We start from the raw sequence: 14,781 nt of genomic DNA, 5'->3' as shown, positions 1-14,781 counted from the left end.
GGAAGGCAAATGAAGCTGAGACAGTGGACGACCGTCGGCGTGGTCGCCGTCGCGACCGTCGCGGCGCTGAACACGGTGCCGGCCACCGCGAGTCGGCCGTACGACCCCACGGCGCAGAGCCTCGCGACCCTCGGCCAGCGCCACGGCCTCCAGATCGGCACCGCCGTGAGCGGTGAGGCGCTCAACGACGCCAGTGACCCGCAGTACCGCAAACTGGCCTCCTCCGAGTTCTCCTCGGTCACGGCCGAGAATGCGATGAAGTGGGAGAGCCTGGAGCCCACCCGCGGCACCTACGACTGGGCGGCAGCCGACCAGCTCATCGAGTTCGCCAAGCGCAACCGGCAGAGCGTGCGCGGTCACGTGCTGGTCTGGCACAACCAGCTGCCCGGCTGGCTGACCGCCGGCGTCGCCGACGGCTCCATCAGCAAGCAGGAGCTGCGCGAGTTGCTGCGCAAGCACATCACCACCGTCGTCAACCACTACAAGGGCAAGATCTGGCAGTGGGACGTCGTCAACGAGGCGGTCAGCGACCCGTGGGACACCCCGTCGACCCTGCACTACAAGGGCTTCTGGGCACAGAACCTCGGGCCCGGCTACATCGCCGACGCGTTCCGCTGGGCGCGGGCCGCCGACCCCAAGGCCCTGCTGTTCTACAACGACTACAACATCGAGGCGTTCGGCTCCGGCAACCCGGCGGACGACAAGACCCAGTTCGTCTACGACATGACCAAGGGCCTGCTCGCCCAGGGCGTCCCGATCGACGGCGTCGGGTCCCAGGGGCACCTGGGCACCCAGTACGGCAACTACGACACCCTCCAGGTGACCGCCGCGCTGAAGAAGTTCAGCGGGCTCGGCGTCGCCACCGCGTTCACCGAGGTCGACGTCCGCAGCCAGATGACGGCGGGCGTCCAGGCCGGCAACTCGGAGGAGATCAACCCTCGGCTGCAGGCGTCGGCAGCCAACTTCAGCGTGCTGATGAAGGCGTGCCTCGCCGTACGAAGCTGCCTGTCGTACACGGTCTGGGGTTTCAGCGACAATCATTCCTGGGTGCCGGGCTGGTTCAACGACCCGCCGGAGGGCCTGGCCACCATCTACGACGAGAACTACCAACCCAAGCGGGCGTACCACGAGCTGAAGTCTGACCTGATCTTCGCTGGACCGCCGTACGTCCTGCCGCGCATCGCACCCAGGCCCCGGCGCTGACCCGTAGGCTCGGCTGATCCGACGGCGCGGACACAGCCGTGCGGCCGTGTGGGGCTTCCCGAAGCCCCACACGGCCTGTTTACCACCACAGACGTCGAAGTTCGACTCACGTTCGGCCGTCCCGCCCAGCCGTACGGACGCCATCGGATTACTGGTGCCGGTTCTACCGGCATATCGATGCAGTTGGTGTAACTATGGCAGGCGTGGGAACTGCGAAAACTGCCATGCCTGCGATTTCGCCGCTGACCGGCGATCCAATCAAGCGGGCCGATGCCGAGCGGCTCGCCGGAGTGCTGAAGGCATTCGCCGATCCAGCGCGACTCCGACTGCTGAGCCTGATCCAGTCCGCGCCGGAGGGTGAGGCGTCCGTCAGTGACCTCACCGCGGCGCTCAACCTCTCCCAGCCGACCGTGAGTCATCACCTTCGGATCCTCACCGAGGCCGGCCTGCTCGAGCGCGACAAGCGAGGCGTCTGGGCGTACTACCGCCTGGTGCCCGCCGCGATCGCGCAGATCGCCGACCTGTTGACGCCGCCCCGAAAGCGGGCGACGAAGAAGGCCCGCTGATCAGGCGGGGTGGCTGACCCGACATCACCCGCACGTCACATGCGCTCAAGGGTTCGGATGCCGAGCAGGTGCAGCCCCTGCCGCAGTGTCCGTGCCGTCAGCCCGGCTAGCCCTGCATTCCGCATGTCGGCGATCGTCAGCACCATTCCAGCGGATTGACGTCGAGCAGGTCGAGGATTTCGAGTTGCAGGGGTGTGGGTTGAGGGATGGTGTGTGGGTTGCCGCTGGTCGCGGGGATGAGTCTCATGCTGGCGAGGGCTTGGAAGATCAGTCGGGTGGTGGGGACGGCGGGCCGGCGGGCGTAGAGGCCGGCGACGGTGGTCCGGCCCTGTGCGCGTAGAGCTGCTCTGACCTGGCGTTCGATGAGGCTGAAGATGAGCAGCGCGAGGCAGACCACGGTGATCATGGCGGTGATCCGGCGGTTGGTCTTCAGGTAGATCGCGGCGACGGCGAGGGTGCCCTTGAACGCGGAGTAGCGGCGTTCGACGGCTTCCTGGCCCTTGTAGTGCAGCAGGACCTGGGCGGCGTCGGCCTGGTCGGCCTCCAGGTTGGTCAGCAGCGCGTACCAGCCGTCGCCGGCTGCTTCGGCATCGATCGCTTCTTGGTCGAAGTGCCAGCTCAGGGTGGGCTTGCCGGTGTCCGGATCGGTGCCGGTGGTCGTGCGCAGGTAGGCGACGACCCGGCGGGTCTTCGCGATCACGGCCAGCCGGGTTTCGACCGCGGCGGTATCCGGGTAGTGCCGTGAGCCCAAGCCCCGGGTCAGCCGGGCGAGGTCGTCGGTGGCCCGGTCGAGTTTCTTGGCCCGGGCCACCGTCGCGGCCTGCGCTCGGGCGCTGGAGTGCACGAACACCCGGCGCAGGGTGAGCACGGGATCCTTCTTGCGGGGCCCGGCCAAGGTCATGGTGTCCTCGTACACGTGCCACGTTCCCAGCGTGGCGGGGTCTTTGCCCTGGTCACGGGCAGCGACGTAGTCGACCGGGGTGGCCAGGTCCAGGTCCAGGCCGGCCAACGTTTCGGCACTGACGTACACCTTCGACGCCGGCGCCACGAACGTCACCTTGTCGGCGTGCATCGCGGCCAGGTTGTTGTAGGAGACCAGCTTCGTGTCCCCGACGATCAACAACCTGCGGGTGGTAGCGATCTCCTGCAACGCTTTCATCATCGGGATCACCTGGGCGACCTCACCCGCACCGCCGTCATACGCCCGGTGGAACACCGGAACCCCGCCGTCCGCGGCTACCGCGAGCCCGGCCTGGACCTGCTTCAAGTCAGGCCGTCGGTCTTTCGGATGCCCGAACTTCGGCACGGCGTACTCCTGCTCGGCATGCTCGTACTCGCCATACACCGAGAACGACGTCATATCCCAGTGAATTCGGGACACATCGATCCCGAACACCTCGATCGCCTGCGCGCCGACCGACCCGACGATCGAATCCACCTGCGACGCGATCGCATCCAGCGCCCGGCCGACCCGGTCATCGTTGAGCTGCTGCGGCCGCACGCCGAAGACCTCTTCGACCGCGTACCCGCCCGCCCAGTCCTGGACCCGCACAAGCGGTTCCGGCGAGGTCAACCGGTTCGCTACCAGGGCCTCGATCACCTGCCCATGCGTCAACTCCGACCGGTCATCCACCGGGCACAACCCATCGATGACATCCCGGATCCGCAACCGGGCAGCGAACGCCGCGACCACCGGCAACGACCCCAACGCCTTCTCCACCGACGGCACCGCGCCGTACCGCGCACGCTCTCTCACAGCCCGGCACGCTGCCACCGGCCGCCCTCACGACCAACCCGCCGCGCCGAACCCCACCCACGATCACCGACGTGCGGAATGCAGGGCTAGCGCCAGCGCCGCGTCGGACTGGACGTCCGCGCGCGGAGACCGCCGCACGAGCGGGTCGACCGGGCCGCCGGCCACCCGCCGCGAACGCCGGCGCCAGCCGGTCGGACAACAACCTTTCAAGATCCATGGGTACGCCGATCTCACTCGGACCCGCGCTGTCACGCGAGCCGTTGAAAGGCGGGAGATGCGGGCGAACCGAGGACGACCAGCGAGACTGACCGGCGGCTCGATCCGCCGGTCGCAGGAAACAGGTCAGCGGATGCCCTGCCCAAGCTGTGTGGCAACGAGTTCAGCACCGGAGGCCGACAGGCCACCGCGAGCGCGGCAATGACCGTCACCTACAAGAAGGCCGACGAGCCGCCGACCAACGTGCCGCAAAGGATGATCCACCAAACCATCTTCACCTTCGACGGCGACGGCGCCTCGGGGTAAATGGGGCGTCTCCGCACCGCCGTGGAGGCATGCCCCTCCTACGACCAGTCCGGAAACCCCGTCACCGTGAAGGGCCAGGCCCTGCCCGGCCTGAACGGAGAACGCACTGGCGGTAATGCGTCCAGCCAGATCGCGTGGCACGCGTCGACACCACGGTGACGGTGTTCCACGATCAGGGGTGGGAGGGCACCAGCGGCAACCCCGCCATTAGGTGGCGTGGCCGTTCGGCGCACGGACTCAGTCGAACGGTCCAGTCCTTGTCGGATCATGGACAACAGGATGCGCTCTGCACTCGTACGCGGAGACTGTGATCCCGATCCATCTGCCCGCAGCCGCGACTCACCACGACCGCATCACGTCACAGGTGTAGGAGGTCATCATGTCGGACGGTCCAGGGACGAAGATGCCGAAGCTTCCGCCCCGTTGGTTCATCCGTCTGGCCTGGTCGGTGCATCGCGGCCTGTACCGGGTCTCGGGCGGCCGGTTCGGGCTGTGGCGTCCGCGCCCCAGCGGCTGGGGCACGCTGCGGCTGACCACTACGGGCCGTCGCAGCGGTCAACAGCGCAGCGTCATCATCGGATACCTCGAGGATGGCCCGAACCTCGTCACGCTGGCGATGAACGGGTGGGGTGCGGGTGAGCCCGCCTGGTGGCTCAACCTGCAGACGCATCCGGGCGCGTCCATCGAGCTGGTCGACGGGCGGCGACTGGTACACGGGCGCGCCGCCACCGACGGCGAGCTATCGCGACTGTGGGCACGCTGGTGCGAGGTCGACGCGAACATCGCGCTCCACGCGACGCGGAGGCCGTCGGAAACCGCAGTGGTGGTGCTGGAGCCCAGACCGGGTGGTGCCTCGCCGGTGCAATGATGCGCCCGTGACTTCCCCGCCCTCAGATCCGCTCGACTTCCGCGGCGTCCGACGTGCCTACGACACGGTGGCCAGAGACTACGCCGCCTATCTGCCGCACACGCGCGCCGAGGCTCCACTCGACCTCGCCATGATCGACGCGTTTGCGGAGGCGGTGACGTCGGGAGGCGACGCACACGTCCTCGACGCCGGGTGCGGCCCCGGCCGGATGAGCAGGTACCTCACCGAGCGCGGGTGTCTGGTGCAGGGAGTCGATCTGTCTCCGGGCATGGTCGCCATGGCCCGACGCGACCACTCCGACCTAACGTTCACCGTCGGCTCGTTGGCCGCCCTCCCCTACCGTAACGACCAGTTCGCCGGTGTGCTGCTGTGGTACTCCACCATCCACACACCTCCCACCGGGCAGGCGCGCATCTTCGCGGAGGCGGCCCGGGTCCTCCGCCCATCCGGCCATCTGCTCGTCGGATTTCAGGCAGGTGACGGTTCGCGCGACGTGGGTGCGGCGTACCGCCGCTTCGGGCACGAGATCCACCTTGAACGCCACCGTTACACGGCGGACCAGGTTGCCGCCGAGATTGAGGCCGCGGGCCTGCGAGAAGAGTGCCGCTTGGTGCGGCGCCCTCGCGGCACGGAGCGCGACGATCAGGCGTTCCTGCTGGCCAAGGCCCATTAATTCACCGCCTACGCCGTCAGGTCCCACTTTGCGGGTTGGCGAGCACCCTCAGTAAGGCAACACGACGCGGCACACCGGTCCTATGATCGGCCGCATGCCGTCCATCGACGATGACGCACTACTGGGCATCCGACAGAGTTCGACGTACCGGGCCGCGATCTGGTTTGCCCGGGTGGCCAACCTCGTAATACTCCCGGTTGTCGCCTGGGGCGCCGCCTCCGCCGTGCCGAGCGTGCCCACGCTGCCGGACTCGGTCTTCCTGGCGGCCTGGGCGGTCGGGTGCTCGACACTGCTGCCGGCGGTGGTGCTTTTCTACCGCTCCGGCGTCCCCTTCGAGCGCAGGGTTGGCGCCTGGGTCACCGACCGGCGGACCAACAACACAGTCCTTCGGGATATTTTCTGGCTGCGTCACTGACGAGCCTTCTGTCGGATGCCCGTGCCATGATGCCGCTCACCTCAAGGCAAGGAGCATGGCGGCATGGCCACGGCGATTGTGCGGGACGAGACAGCGACCGGGAAAGCCATCGACCACTGGCCGTTGACCGGCGTGCCGGACCGCATCTCAGCGCGAGAGTTGGTTCGGTTGCGGGTACGCGAGGAGGTCGCCCGGTTCAACTCCCACCAGTCTGAGCACTTCCGCGGGCTGGTGCAGCCGACCGACACGGAGGCCACGTTGAACGGCTACCGGGTCGCCCGGGGCCGGCGGCTCGACTGGGAGCAGCAGGCGGACGCGGCCTGTGCCGCCTTCGCCCGCAACGGCTTCCTGCTGCTGGTCGGCAGCCGCCAGATCGAGGACCTCGACGAGGAGATCGACCTGCTCGCCGACCCGGATGTAGCTTTCGTGCGACTCGTCCCGCTGGTAGGTGGCTGACATGGGTGATTGGACCGAACTCCTCCCCGGCCTGACCGATGCGGACCGACGAGACGTGGAGACCGGTCTTACCGAGGCCGATGCGCGGATCAGAGCTGTTCTGCACATCGCGAGCAGGTACCACTGGAGGTTCTCGGTAACCAACGTGCCGGAGTGGACCGCCGTCGGGTCGTGGCCGGCCGAGGAGCGCCGCAGCGCCGCGCTGGCCATGCACCGCGAGTCGGTGGCCAGCTCGAATCCTGGTGGGCTCAACGATGTGGTGCGGAGTCTGGCCGACGGGGACCTGCCCTGGACGCGGGCGGACCTCGTGTGGTGTCTGGAGGTCGTCGCGCGCGGAGACTTCTATGACCTCGGTGCTCACCTGGAGCTGCCGGCCGTGATCGCCGCACGCCTGGCGCCCACCGAGCTGGCTGGCCTGGTGCCGGCCCTCGACGCCCTCCTCAGCGAACTGACCAGCGGCTATTTCATCGCGGCGGAGCCTCGACGGCATGCCGTCGCACTGCTCGGCGCGGCCCTCGATCATGCCACCGGTCGTCGTTTGCCGTCCTGGCTGTTCCACCGTGGAGACGGGTTCGGGCCGCTCGTCCGTGCCGAGATGAGTGGCGTCCTCGCCGCGCCGGGCGTGCCGGAGCTGCTGGCGCACTGCGTCTCGCTGGCGAAGCCGGCCGCACCGGTGAAATGGCAGCGGCGCCTCGACGAGTTTCTCGCCACCACACCGGGCGGCGCTGAGGCCGTCCGGTCGGTCCTGGAAACATTCGTCGCGTACGGGCGGCGCCTGCACGACGATTCGGACCGGCTCCTGCGCGGGCTGGTGTGGGCGCTGTCGCGGCAGCCCGACGAGTCGGCGACCGACCTGTTGGCACGGGTCACCGCCGCTGCGGCGGCGGCACCGCGGCAGGCGTCGGGCTTTCCCCATGCCCAACGGACGGCTGTCGCGGCCGTGCAACTGCTCGCGGGCAGGAGCGGCGAGGTGCCGGTGCGGACGCTGGCGAGACTGGCCGTGACGGTCAAGAACAAGGCGGTGCAGAGCCGCGTCCAGACCGCACTGGCCCGCATCGGCGCGCTGCGCGGGTGGTCGCTCAGCGAGGTGATGGAGCTCGCCATCGACGACCACGGGCTCAGCCCCGAGGGGCGACTGCACACCCAGGTCGGGCCGTACGAGGCGACGGTCCAGGTCGTCGGCGAGAAGGCGCGACTGACCTTCACTCGTGACACTGCCCCGCTCAGGAGCGTCCCGGCCCAGGTCAAGCAGGCGTACGGCGACGAGCTCAAGCAGTTGCGTGACCTCGTCAAACGCGTTGGCGCGACGATGACCGCCGAGCGCCAGCGGGTGGAGGGGCTGCTGTCCGAGGAGCGCACCTGGTCGTACGCGGACTGGTCGTCCCGATACCTCGAACACCCGATCACCGGGACCTACGGGCGGCGGCTGCTCTGGGAGACCAGCACCGACAGCCATCTCTGGTCCGCGGGCCTGCCCCGACAGGACAACGACGGTTGGACGATTGTCGATCGGGACGGCCGGGTCATTGCCGGCGACCGGGTCAGGCTGTGGCATCCCGCCCGCGCGACGACGCACGAGGTCCTCGCGTGGCGTGAGCACGTGCTCGCCACTGCACTGACGCAACCGTTCAAACAGGCCTTCCGTGAGGTCTACCTGGTCACGCCCGCCGAGGAGAGGACACAGCTCTACTCCAACCGGTTCGCCGCCCACATCCTGCGCTACCGCCAGGCGAACGTCCTCATGCGCACGCGGGGTTGGCAGACCGGCTACCTCGGCACCTGGGATGGTGGTTACGACAGCGAGGCCACCAAGCTCCTCGGAGGCGGTGCGTGGCGGGCGTCCTTCCACCACCAACTGGTCGACAACCCGGATCCATCCACCTACGACGTCGAATACTGCTCCACCGACCAGGTGCGCTTCGCCCGGCGCGATGGCGCGGACTGGCAGCCGGCGGCGGCCGTCGACGTGCCACCGCTGGTCTTCAGTGAGGCCATGCGTGACGTGGACCTGTTCGTCGGCGTCACGTCGATCGCCACCGACCCGCAGTGGGCCGATCGCGGCGAGGATCGGTTCCAGGCCTACTGGCACAGCACGGTCAGCGCGGCACTGACCCCGTCAGCGGAAGTACGCCGGGACGCGCTGGCTCGGCTGCTACCGCGAACGAAAATCGCCGAGCGGGTGGACCTCTCCGACCGGTACCTGCACGTCCATGGAAACATCCGCACCTATCGGATCCACCTCGGGTCCGGCAACATCATGATGGAGCCCAACGACGCGTACCTGTGCATCGTCACGGCGCACGACCGCACCGGCCGGCTTCACCTGCCGTTCGACGACGACCCCATGCTGTCGACGATCCTGTCCAAGGCAATCATGCTCGCCGCCGACGACACGATCACCGACACCACCGTGCTCCGGCAACTCGCCAGATGACCGGCGAGGCCCTGGTGGTCATCTGGCGCGCAGGGCGTCGAGGTGCGCTCGCAGCGCTGCGGCGATCTCGCCTGCCGCGAGGATCTGCTCGGGCGTGAGGGCATCGACGAAGAGCTCACGAATGGCGCGCAGGTGCGGAACGGTAGCTCCCCGGAACGCTTCGGCCCCGGCCGGCGTGAGCAGCACCTCCGCCCCTCGGGGAACAGTTGCGCACTCCTGGCGGCGGATCAGGCCGCGCCGCTCCATTCGCCCCAGGTGGTGGGAGAGCCGGCTCCGCTCCCAACCGATGTGTGACGCGAGTTCGGAAGAACGCATCGCCTGGTCCTGCGCCTCGCTGAGAGCAAGCAGTACGGCGTAGTCCCCCGTCGACAGCGAGCAGTCGCTCTGCAGGTGGGACTCGAGCCGGGAACCGAGCGCTGCTGTCGTCTCGATGAAGGTCCGCCAGATCCGTAGCTCCTCCGCAGTCGGGAGTTGGCGTCCTCCCCGCCGGCCGGGTGTGGCCTCCGTCATCTCATCTCCTGGAATTGACGTGTCAATCAACACGTTAGCATCGTTGACACGTCAACCGGCAGGTCCGCTCCCGTGGGGCGCCGGCTACAAACATCGAGGAGCAGACCATGCGGATGGGGGCCGGCGAAATCGACCATGGGGGCTCGTCGTCGGGTCACCCGAGACGGTGGCGCGGAAGATCGCCACGGTCGCCTGCGACCTGCGGCTGAGCCGCTCCGATCTGAAGTACGACATCATGCACCTGCCCCGCGAGGCACGCGCGCGCACGATCGAACTGCTGGGCAGTGCGGTCGCGCCGCGAGTCCGGGAGCTGCTGGCGAAGGAGCCCACCAATGTCTGACCTCTTGTTCGGCCTCGACACCTTCGGCGACGTGCCGGAAGACGACGCCGGCAAGCTCGTTTCTCACGCTGCGGCGATCCGGCAGGTCGTCGACGAGGCGGTGCTCGCTGACGAACTCGGCGTCGACGTCATCGCCCTGGGCGAGCACCACCGTCCGGAGTATTCGGTGTCGACGCCGGAAACGGTGCTGGCGGGAATCGCCACCCGCACCTCGCGGATCCGGCTGGCCTCCGGGGTGACCGTGCTGAGTTCGGACGACCCGGTCCGGGTGTTCCAGCGCTTCGCCACCGTGGACGCGCTGTCGCACGGCCGGGCCGAGGTCATCCTCGGTCGCGGCTCGTTCACCGAGTCGTTCCCCCTCTTCGGTTACGACCTGCGCGACTACGACACGCTGTTCGAGGAGAAGATCGAGCTGTTCGTGAAGTTGCTCGACGAGAAGCCGGTCACCTGGAGCGGCACCCTGCGTGCCCCACTGGACAACGCCGACGTCTTCCCGAAGACCGAATCGGGTCACCTGAGCACCTGGGTCGGCGTGGGAGGCTCGCCGCAGTCGGTCGTGCGTACCGCCCAGTACGGCCTCCCGCTCATGCTCGCCATCATCGGCGGTGCTCCCGAACGCTTCGCGCCCTACATGGACCTCTATCGCAGGGCCGCCGATCAGCTCGGTACGACCGCGCACCCGGTCGGGATGCACTCGCCAGGCTTCATCGCCGACACCGATGAGGAGGCCAAAGAGGTGTTCTGGCCGCACTATCGGGTCATGCGGAACCGGATCGGCAAACTGCGGGGTTGGCCGCCGATCCGTCGCCAGGAGTTCGACTCCGAGGTGGAGAACGGATCCCTCTACATCGGCTCACCGGAAACCGTGGCCCGGCGGATGGCGCGCGCGATCCGCAGTCTCGGCGTCGGGCGATTCGACCTCATCTACTCGGCCGGAGCGCAGCCGGTGAGCGCCCGGATGCGGGCGGTAGAGCTGTACGGCTCCAAGGTGATCCCCATGGTCCGTGACATCCTCGCCAGCTGAACAACGCTAACGGACGCCCTTGGTCCCGGAAGGAAGTCATGAACGACAACGACCGGAGCCGGCCCCAGACCCTCGGTGTCCTCGGGGCCGGCAAGGTGGGCACGGTGCTCGCTCGGCTCGCCGTCGCCGCCGGCTATCGGGTGCTGGTCGCCGGCTCCGGCGACCCGGCGAAGATCGCCCTCACCGTCGAGGTGCTCGCACCAGGAGCAGCAGCAACCACCGCGGTTGACGCTGCCACTGGCGCCGACATCGTCATCCTCGCCCTTCCGCTAGGCAAGTACCGCAGCCTTCCCGCTGAGGCGTTGCACGGCAAGCTCGTCGTCGACGCCATGAACTACTGGTGGGAGATCGACGGCATCCGTGACGACCTCACCGACCCGCGTACCTCGTCGAGCGAGATCGTCCAGGCGTTCCTGTCCGGCTCCCACGTCGTCAAGGCGTTCAACCACATGGGCTACCACGATCTTGAGGACGAGGCGCGGCCAGCTGGAGCACCGGGCCGCAAGGCCATCGCGATCGCTGGCGACAGCGCCATTGATCTCACCGCGGTCGCGACCCTGGTGGACGCGCTCGGCTTCGATCCGGTCGTCGCCGGCCTCCTCGCCGAGGGCATCCGGCTCGAACCGGGCAGCGAGTTGTTCGGCGCCAACGTGAGCGCCGACGAGGTGCGTGCCATGCTCGACCGCTTTCCCGAGTCCGAGCGTGGACGGACGATCGCCGCTGCCCGAGCCTCGACAACGAACGAGGCGGCGTAGACCCCGCGTCGCGCCGCGTCGATCTTGCAGTTTCGGTCGTCGAGATGCGTGGAATGCTCGCTACGTCGGGGCAGCAACTGCAAGATCGCGGGGCCTGGGGTCGGGCATGGAGGTTTTGTGCGCGTCACGTCGGGCTACCCGGACCGATCAGGAATCAAGAAGCCCGACGGTGTCGTCCGGCCTAGCCTTTCCCCAGGTAGCCGACATCACGCCGGACCTGATCCGCACAACGAGAGGGAGCCCGAGAATGCCCGCGAAGACCTCCACGACCGAGTCCGACGGTTTCAGCCCCGAGGAGCGGGCCGCGATGAAGGAGCGCGCCACCGAGCTACGCGCCGAGGGCAGGAAGGGTGCCAAGAAGGCCGACGGGCTGCAGGCGATCCTCGACAGGATCGCGCAGATGGAGCCGGAGGATCGTGCGCTCGCTGAGCGCGTCCACGTGGCGGTGACCGCTGCCGCCCCGGATCTGTCGCCGAAGACCTGGTACGGAATGCCCGCCTACGCGAACGCGGACGGCAAGATCGTCGTGTTCTTCCAGGACTCCGGCAAATTCAACTACCGGTATTCGACCCTGGGCTTCCAGGACGCGGCGAACCTCGACGACGGGGACCTGTGGCCGGTGGCGTACGCGCTGCAGAAATGGAGCCCCACGGTGGAGAAGAAGGTCATCGAACTGGTGCAGGCTGCAGTTTACTGAACGGGCTCCTATGGTTCGTGCATGTCGATCGCAGACCATGCGCTGGCCATCGAGGCGGCGGAAGCCGGAGCCGCAGTCGTCCGCTCTCAATACGGATCATCGCTGACCCGCTTCATGAAGACCGCTGGCGACTTCGCCACCACCGCCGACGTCGAGGCGGAGAAGGCCATCCTCGACGTCCTGCGCCCGGCGCGTCCCGACGACGTCGTGCTGGCTGAGGAGAGCGGGCGGACAGGCACCGGCGGCAACGGACGGATGTGGCTGGTCGACCCGCTGTGCGGGACATTGAACTACGCCGCGCGGACCATGCTGGCCTCCGTCAACGTCGCCCTGCGAACCGGGACACACGTCACCGTGGCCGCCTCGGCGGACCCGTTCAGCAATGAGGTGTTCTGGACCGACGGCATCGCCGCGTATGTCCGGCGTGCTGGGGAGGACGAGCGACTCGCCCCGTCGGCCGGGTCGACGCTGGTCGACGTCAATCTTGACCCGCCGTTTCCCAACAGGAACGTCTTCCTGGCCGCCCACCTGCTGGCTGACGACGGCTTCATCGAACAGTTTCGGCCACGCGTGGTCTCCACCAGCCTGGCCGTGGCCTGGGTCGCTGCCGGTCGTCGCGCCGCCTACATCACGGATGGCCACCACCTGCGCGACACCGTCCACTTCGCGGCCGGGATCGCCCTCTGCCAGGCGGCCGGTTGTGTGGTCACCGGGATCGATGGCCAGCCGCTGCACGCCGGTGGGAACGGACTCGTCGTGGCCGCGGACGAGCGGACGCATGCCGCCCTGCTGACTCTCATCCGCAATCAGCGCACCAAAAGGGATTGAGGCCCGCCCCCGACCGCCCCGACCAGCTGGCACACGGGGCGGCCAGGACCGGATACTGGCCGCTGTGACGACCAAGGCGCTGATCCTCGACTTCGACGGTCTGCTGATGGACACGGAGACCACGCTGCTGCAGAGCTGGCATTGGGAGTGGCGGCGGCACGACCTGCGGCTCGACCCGACAGGTTTCTTCGCCGACCATGGCGGCGACGCAAACGAGGCTCGGTACACGGCGCTCCAAGCGGCCGTCGGGCCGGCCTACGACCGTCCGTCCAGCCATGCGCTGCGGATGGCGTACCGCGCCGAACTGAACTCGGCACTGAAGCCCGCGCCCGGCATTGTCGGGTGGTTGGACCGGGCCACGGAGCTGGGGCTGCGGCTCGCGGTGGCGAGCAGCTCCCCGATCACACACGTCGGCGCCCTGCTGGACCAGGCGGGGCTGCGGGCGCGGTTCGAGGTGCTGGCCACCGGCGAGGAAGTGCCCGCGCACAAGCCGGATCCGGCGGTCTACCTGTTGGCGCTGAATCGGCTCGGGCTGCCTGCGGATCAGGCGGTCGCGTTCGAGGACACCGCGCACGGCGTGGCGGCGGCACAGGCCGCTGGGCTTCGCTGCGTCGCGGTGCCGAACCCCCACGCGGACCACGCCCGCTTCACGGCCGCGGACCTTGTGCTGCGCAGCGCTGCTGACCTATCCCTGGACACACTCCTGACCCGACTGGCTCGGGCGAGCAGTCGCTGAATGAGCGAGAGTCAGCGCCCACCGGCGAACTCACAAACGGCATGACTCTTGACATGAAGTACGGTTCAGGTCCTAGCGTCCCGTTGTGGATCACAACGCGTTGCGTTAAGGGCGGGGGTCGGCGTGGCAACCCTGGTGCGGTGAGAAGGGACCTCTGGGTCTTCTTGCGGGAGGTCTGTCGGTGTTCGTGTGTGTCGTCGGCTGGTGGCGAGGGTGTTCGGGTGTTCCTTTGCTCTGCTTCAACGGAGGCAACACCCGGTGTCCGGATATCGGACGCCTGGTGTTGCGTGGGTTGAAGCAGAGCAAAGGCCGCGACACGGGGATGCCTACCCCTCCTCCGACACCAGACGCGTCCCTGCGTCCACGCGGCCGAGCTACCGCTCCGCGGAACACCTCGCTCGACACACGCCGATCCACCGTGGGTGCCGATCTCAACCCCACAGGACGTTGCCATGCCGACCCCCGCCCTCAACGCAACGGCGTTGTTGTGGATCAAGTAGCGGCTCGGGAGACGGACCGGCAGCCGCGCTGTCACGCCCAAAAGTTCGTCACCTCAGCACTGTTCTCGGAAGGATTCTGATGTACCTGCCACGCGTTCTCCGCCCGCGCACCGTCGTGAGCGCACACTGCGATCTCCCCTGCGGCGTCTACGACCCGGCACAGGCCCGCATCGAGGCCGAGTCGATCAAGGCAATCTCTGAGAAGTACCAGGCCAGCAACGATCCGGAGTTCCGGACCCGATCGCTGCTCATCAAGGAGCAGCGCGCCGAGCTGGTCAAGCACCACCTCTGGGTCCTGTGGACCGACTACTTCAAGGCGCCGCATTTCGAGAAGTACCCCCAGCTGCACGGCCTCTTCAACGAGGCCACCAAGCTGGCCGGCGCCGGCGGCGCGAAGGGAGCCGCCGACCCGGCGGTCGCGGAGCGACTTCTCCAGAAGATCGAGGAGATCTCGAAGATCTTCTGGGAGACGAAGCAGAGCTGACATGGCGTCGCGCA

Annotated in this window: 16 protein-coding genes; 14 read left to right on the top strand and 2 right to left on the bottom strand. The window is 68.1% G+C overall.

Annotated features, from left to right (window positions below; genetic code table 11):
• Positions 1-9 precede the first annotated feature (9 nt).
• Positions 10-1,203, top strand: a complete 1,194-nt coding sequence (locus OG811_RS20020) for an endo-1,4-beta-xylanase (RefSeq protein WP_406067850.1) — start codon at positions 10-12, stop codon at positions 1,201-1,203.
• Between the two features lie 224 nt (positions 1,204-1,427).
• On the top strand, positions 1,428-1,769 hold the full coding sequence (locus tag OG811_RS20015) for a helix-turn-helix transcriptional regulator (protein WP_088947102.1): 342 nt from the start codon (positions 1,428-1,430) through the stop codon (positions 1,767-1,769).
• 136 nt (positions 1,770-1,905) lie between these two features.
• Here the strand turns inward: OG811_RS20015 and OG811_RS20010 are convergent, their stop codons facing one another.
• The gene (locus OG811_RS20010; RefSeq protein WP_406067849.1) at positions 1,906-3,525 is read right to left on the bottom strand and encodes an IS1634 family transposase; all 1,620 of its coding nucleotides are present in this window, start codon (positions 3,523-3,525) and stop codon (positions 1,906-1,908) included.
• 901 nt (positions 3,526-4,426) lie between these two features.
• Here OG811_RS20010 and OG811_RS20005 point away from each other — a divergent pair.
• The 5 genes from OG811_RS20005 to OG811_RS19985 all read left to right on the top strand — a co-directional run bounded on the left by OG811_RS20005 (position 4,427) and on the right by OG811_RS19985 (position 8,893).
• The gene (locus OG811_RS20005) at positions 4,427-4,915 is read left to right on the top strand and encodes a nitroreductase/quinone reductase family protein (RefSeq protein WP_406067848.1); all 489 of its coding nucleotides are present in this window, start codon (positions 4,427-4,429) and stop codon (positions 4,913-4,915) included.
• A 7-nt stretch (positions 4,916-4,922) separates the two neighbouring features.
• Positions 4,923-5,588, top strand: a complete 666-nt coding sequence (locus tag OG811_RS20000) for a class I SAM-dependent DNA methyltransferase (RefSeq protein ID WP_406067847.1) — start codon at positions 4,923-4,925, stop codon at positions 5,586-5,588.
• Positions 5,589-5,682: 94 nt separating this feature from the next.
• Positions 5,683-6,003, top strand: coding sequence for a hypothetical protein (locus tag OG811_RS19995; RefSeq protein WP_406067845.1), 321 nt, complete (start codon positions 5,683-5,685; stop codon positions 6,001-6,003).
• A 63-nt stretch (positions 6,004-6,066) separates the two neighbouring features.
• Positions 6,067-6,459 carry a hypothetical protein gene (locus tag OG811_RS19990; RefSeq protein ID WP_406067843.1) on the top strand — a complete coding sequence of 131 codons (393 nt, stop codon included), beginning with the start codon at positions 6,067-6,069 and terminating at the stop codon, positions 6,457-6,459.
• A 1-nt stretch (position 6,460) separates the two neighbouring features.
• Positions 6,461-8,893, top strand: a complete 2,433-nt coding sequence (locus OG811_RS19985) for a DUF4132 domain-containing protein (RefSeq protein ID WP_406067842.1) — start codon at positions 6,461-6,463, stop codon at positions 8,891-8,893.
• Positions 8,894-8,911: 18 nt separating this feature from the next.
• Here OG811_RS19985 and OG811_RS19980 read toward each other — a convergent pair whose 3' ends face one another.
• Entirely contained in the window at positions 8,912-9,403 is a 492-nt protein-coding gene (locus OG811_RS19980; RefSeq protein WP_406067840.1) for a MarR family winged helix-turn-helix transcriptional regulator, read from the bottom strand.
• Positions 9,404-9,569: 166 nt separating this feature from the next.
• Here OG811_RS19980 and OG811_RS19975 point away from each other — a divergent pair, with 166 nt between their 5' ends.
• The 7 genes from OG811_RS19975 (at position 9,570) to sodN (ending at position 14,767) form a co-directional block, all read left to right on the top strand.
• A complete protein-coding gene (locus OG811_RS19975) occupies positions 9,570-9,743 on the top strand; it encodes a hypothetical protein (protein WP_406067838.1) in 174 nt (57 codons plus the stop codon).
• Positions 9,736-10,767, top strand: a complete 1,032-nt coding sequence (locus tag OG811_RS19970) for an LLM class flavin-dependent oxidoreductase (protein WP_406067837.1) — start codon at positions 9,736-9,738, stop codon at positions 10,765-10,767. Before OG811_RS19975 ends, OG811_RS19970 begins: the two co-directional genes overlap by 8 nt.
• A gap of 38 nt (positions 10,768-10,805) precedes the next feature.
• Positions 10,806-11,522 (top strand): NADPH-dependent F420 reductase, encoded by a 717-nt coding sequence (locus OG811_RS19965; protein ID WP_406067835.1) that lies wholly within the window; start codon positions 10,806-10,808, stop codon positions 11,520-11,522.
• Between the two features lie 247 nt (positions 11,523-11,769).
• Positions 11,770-12,219, top strand: coding sequence for an iron chaperone (locus tag OG811_RS19960; protein WP_406067833.1), 450 nt, complete (start codon positions 11,770-11,772; stop codon positions 12,217-12,219).
• Between the two features lie 21 nt (positions 12,220-12,240).
• Positions 12,241-13,047, top strand: coding sequence for an inositol monophosphatase family protein (locus OG811_RS19955; RefSeq protein ID WP_406067832.1), 807 nt, complete (start codon positions 12,241-12,243; stop codon positions 13,045-13,047).
• Between the two features lie 64 nt (positions 13,048-13,111).
• Complete coding sequence (locus tag OG811_RS19950; RefSeq protein WP_406067830.1) at positions 13,112-13,783, top strand: HAD family hydrolase; 672 nt, start codon at positions 13,112-13,114, stop codon at positions 13,781-13,783.
• A gap of 579 nt (positions 13,784-14,362) precedes the next feature.
• Positions 14,363-14,767: a superoxide dismutase, Ni gene (sodN, locus tag OG811_RS19945; RefSeq protein WP_406067829.1), complete on the top strand. Its 405-nt coding sequence runs from the start codon at positions 14,363-14,365 to the stop codon at positions 14,765-14,767.
• The last annotated feature ends 14 nt before the right edge of the window (positions 14,768-14,781 follow it).

It is taken from the genome of Micromonospora sp. NBC_01638 (genome assembly GCF_045209745.1).
Classification (GTDB): Bacteria; Actinomycetota; Actinomycetes; order Mycobacteriales; family Micromonosporaceae; genus Micromonospora.
This window is presented reverse-complemented; position numbering and strand designations above follow the sequence as displayed.

Coding starts and splice junctions, on each gene's coding strand:
- OG811_RS19985 (WP_406067842.1), top strand. CDS start 6,461: ATGGGTGATTGGACCGAACTCCTCCCCGGCCTGACCGATGCGGACCGA.
- OG811_RS19990 (WP_406067843.1), top strand. CDS start 6,067: ATGGCCACGGCGATTGTGCGGGACGAGACAGCGACCGGGAAAGCCATC.
- OG811_RS20015 (WP_088947102.1), top strand. CDS start 1,428: ATGCCTGCGATTTCGCCGCTGACCGGCGATCCAATCAAGCGGGCCGAT.
- OG811_RS19980 (WP_406067840.1), bottom strand. CDS start 9,403: ATGACGGAGGCCACACCCGGCCGGCGGGGAGGACGCCAACTCCCGACT.
- OG811_RS19955 (WP_406067832.1), top strand. CDS start 12,241: ATGTCGATCGCAGACCATGCGCTGGCCATCGAGGCGGCGGAAGCCGGA.
- OG811_RS19965 (WP_406067835.1), top strand. CDS start 10,806: ATGAACGACAACGACCGGAGCCGGCCCCAGACCCTCGGTGTCCTCGGG.
- OG811_RS19970 (WP_406067837.1), top strand. CDS start 9,736: ATGTCTGACCTCTTGTTCGGCCTCGACACCTTCGGCGACGTGCCGGAA.
- OG811_RS20020 (WP_406067850.1), top strand. CDS start 10: ATGAAGCTGAGACAGTGGACGACCGTCGGCGTGGTCGCCGTCGCGACC.
- OG811_RS19960 (WP_406067833.1), top strand. CDS start 11,770: ATGCCCGCGAAGACCTCCACGACCGAGTCCGACGGTTTCAGCCCCGAG.
- OG811_RS20005 (WP_406067848.1), top strand. CDS start 4,427: ATGTCGGACGGTCCAGGGACGAAGATGCCGAAGCTTCCGCCCCGTTGG.
- OG811_RS19995 (WP_406067845.1), top strand. CDS start 5,683: ATGCCGTCCATCGACGATGACGCACTACTGGGCATCCGACAGAGTTCG.
- sodN (WP_406067829.1), top strand. CDS start 14,363: ATGTACCTGCCACGCGTTCTCCGCCCGCGCACCGTCGTGAGCGCACAC.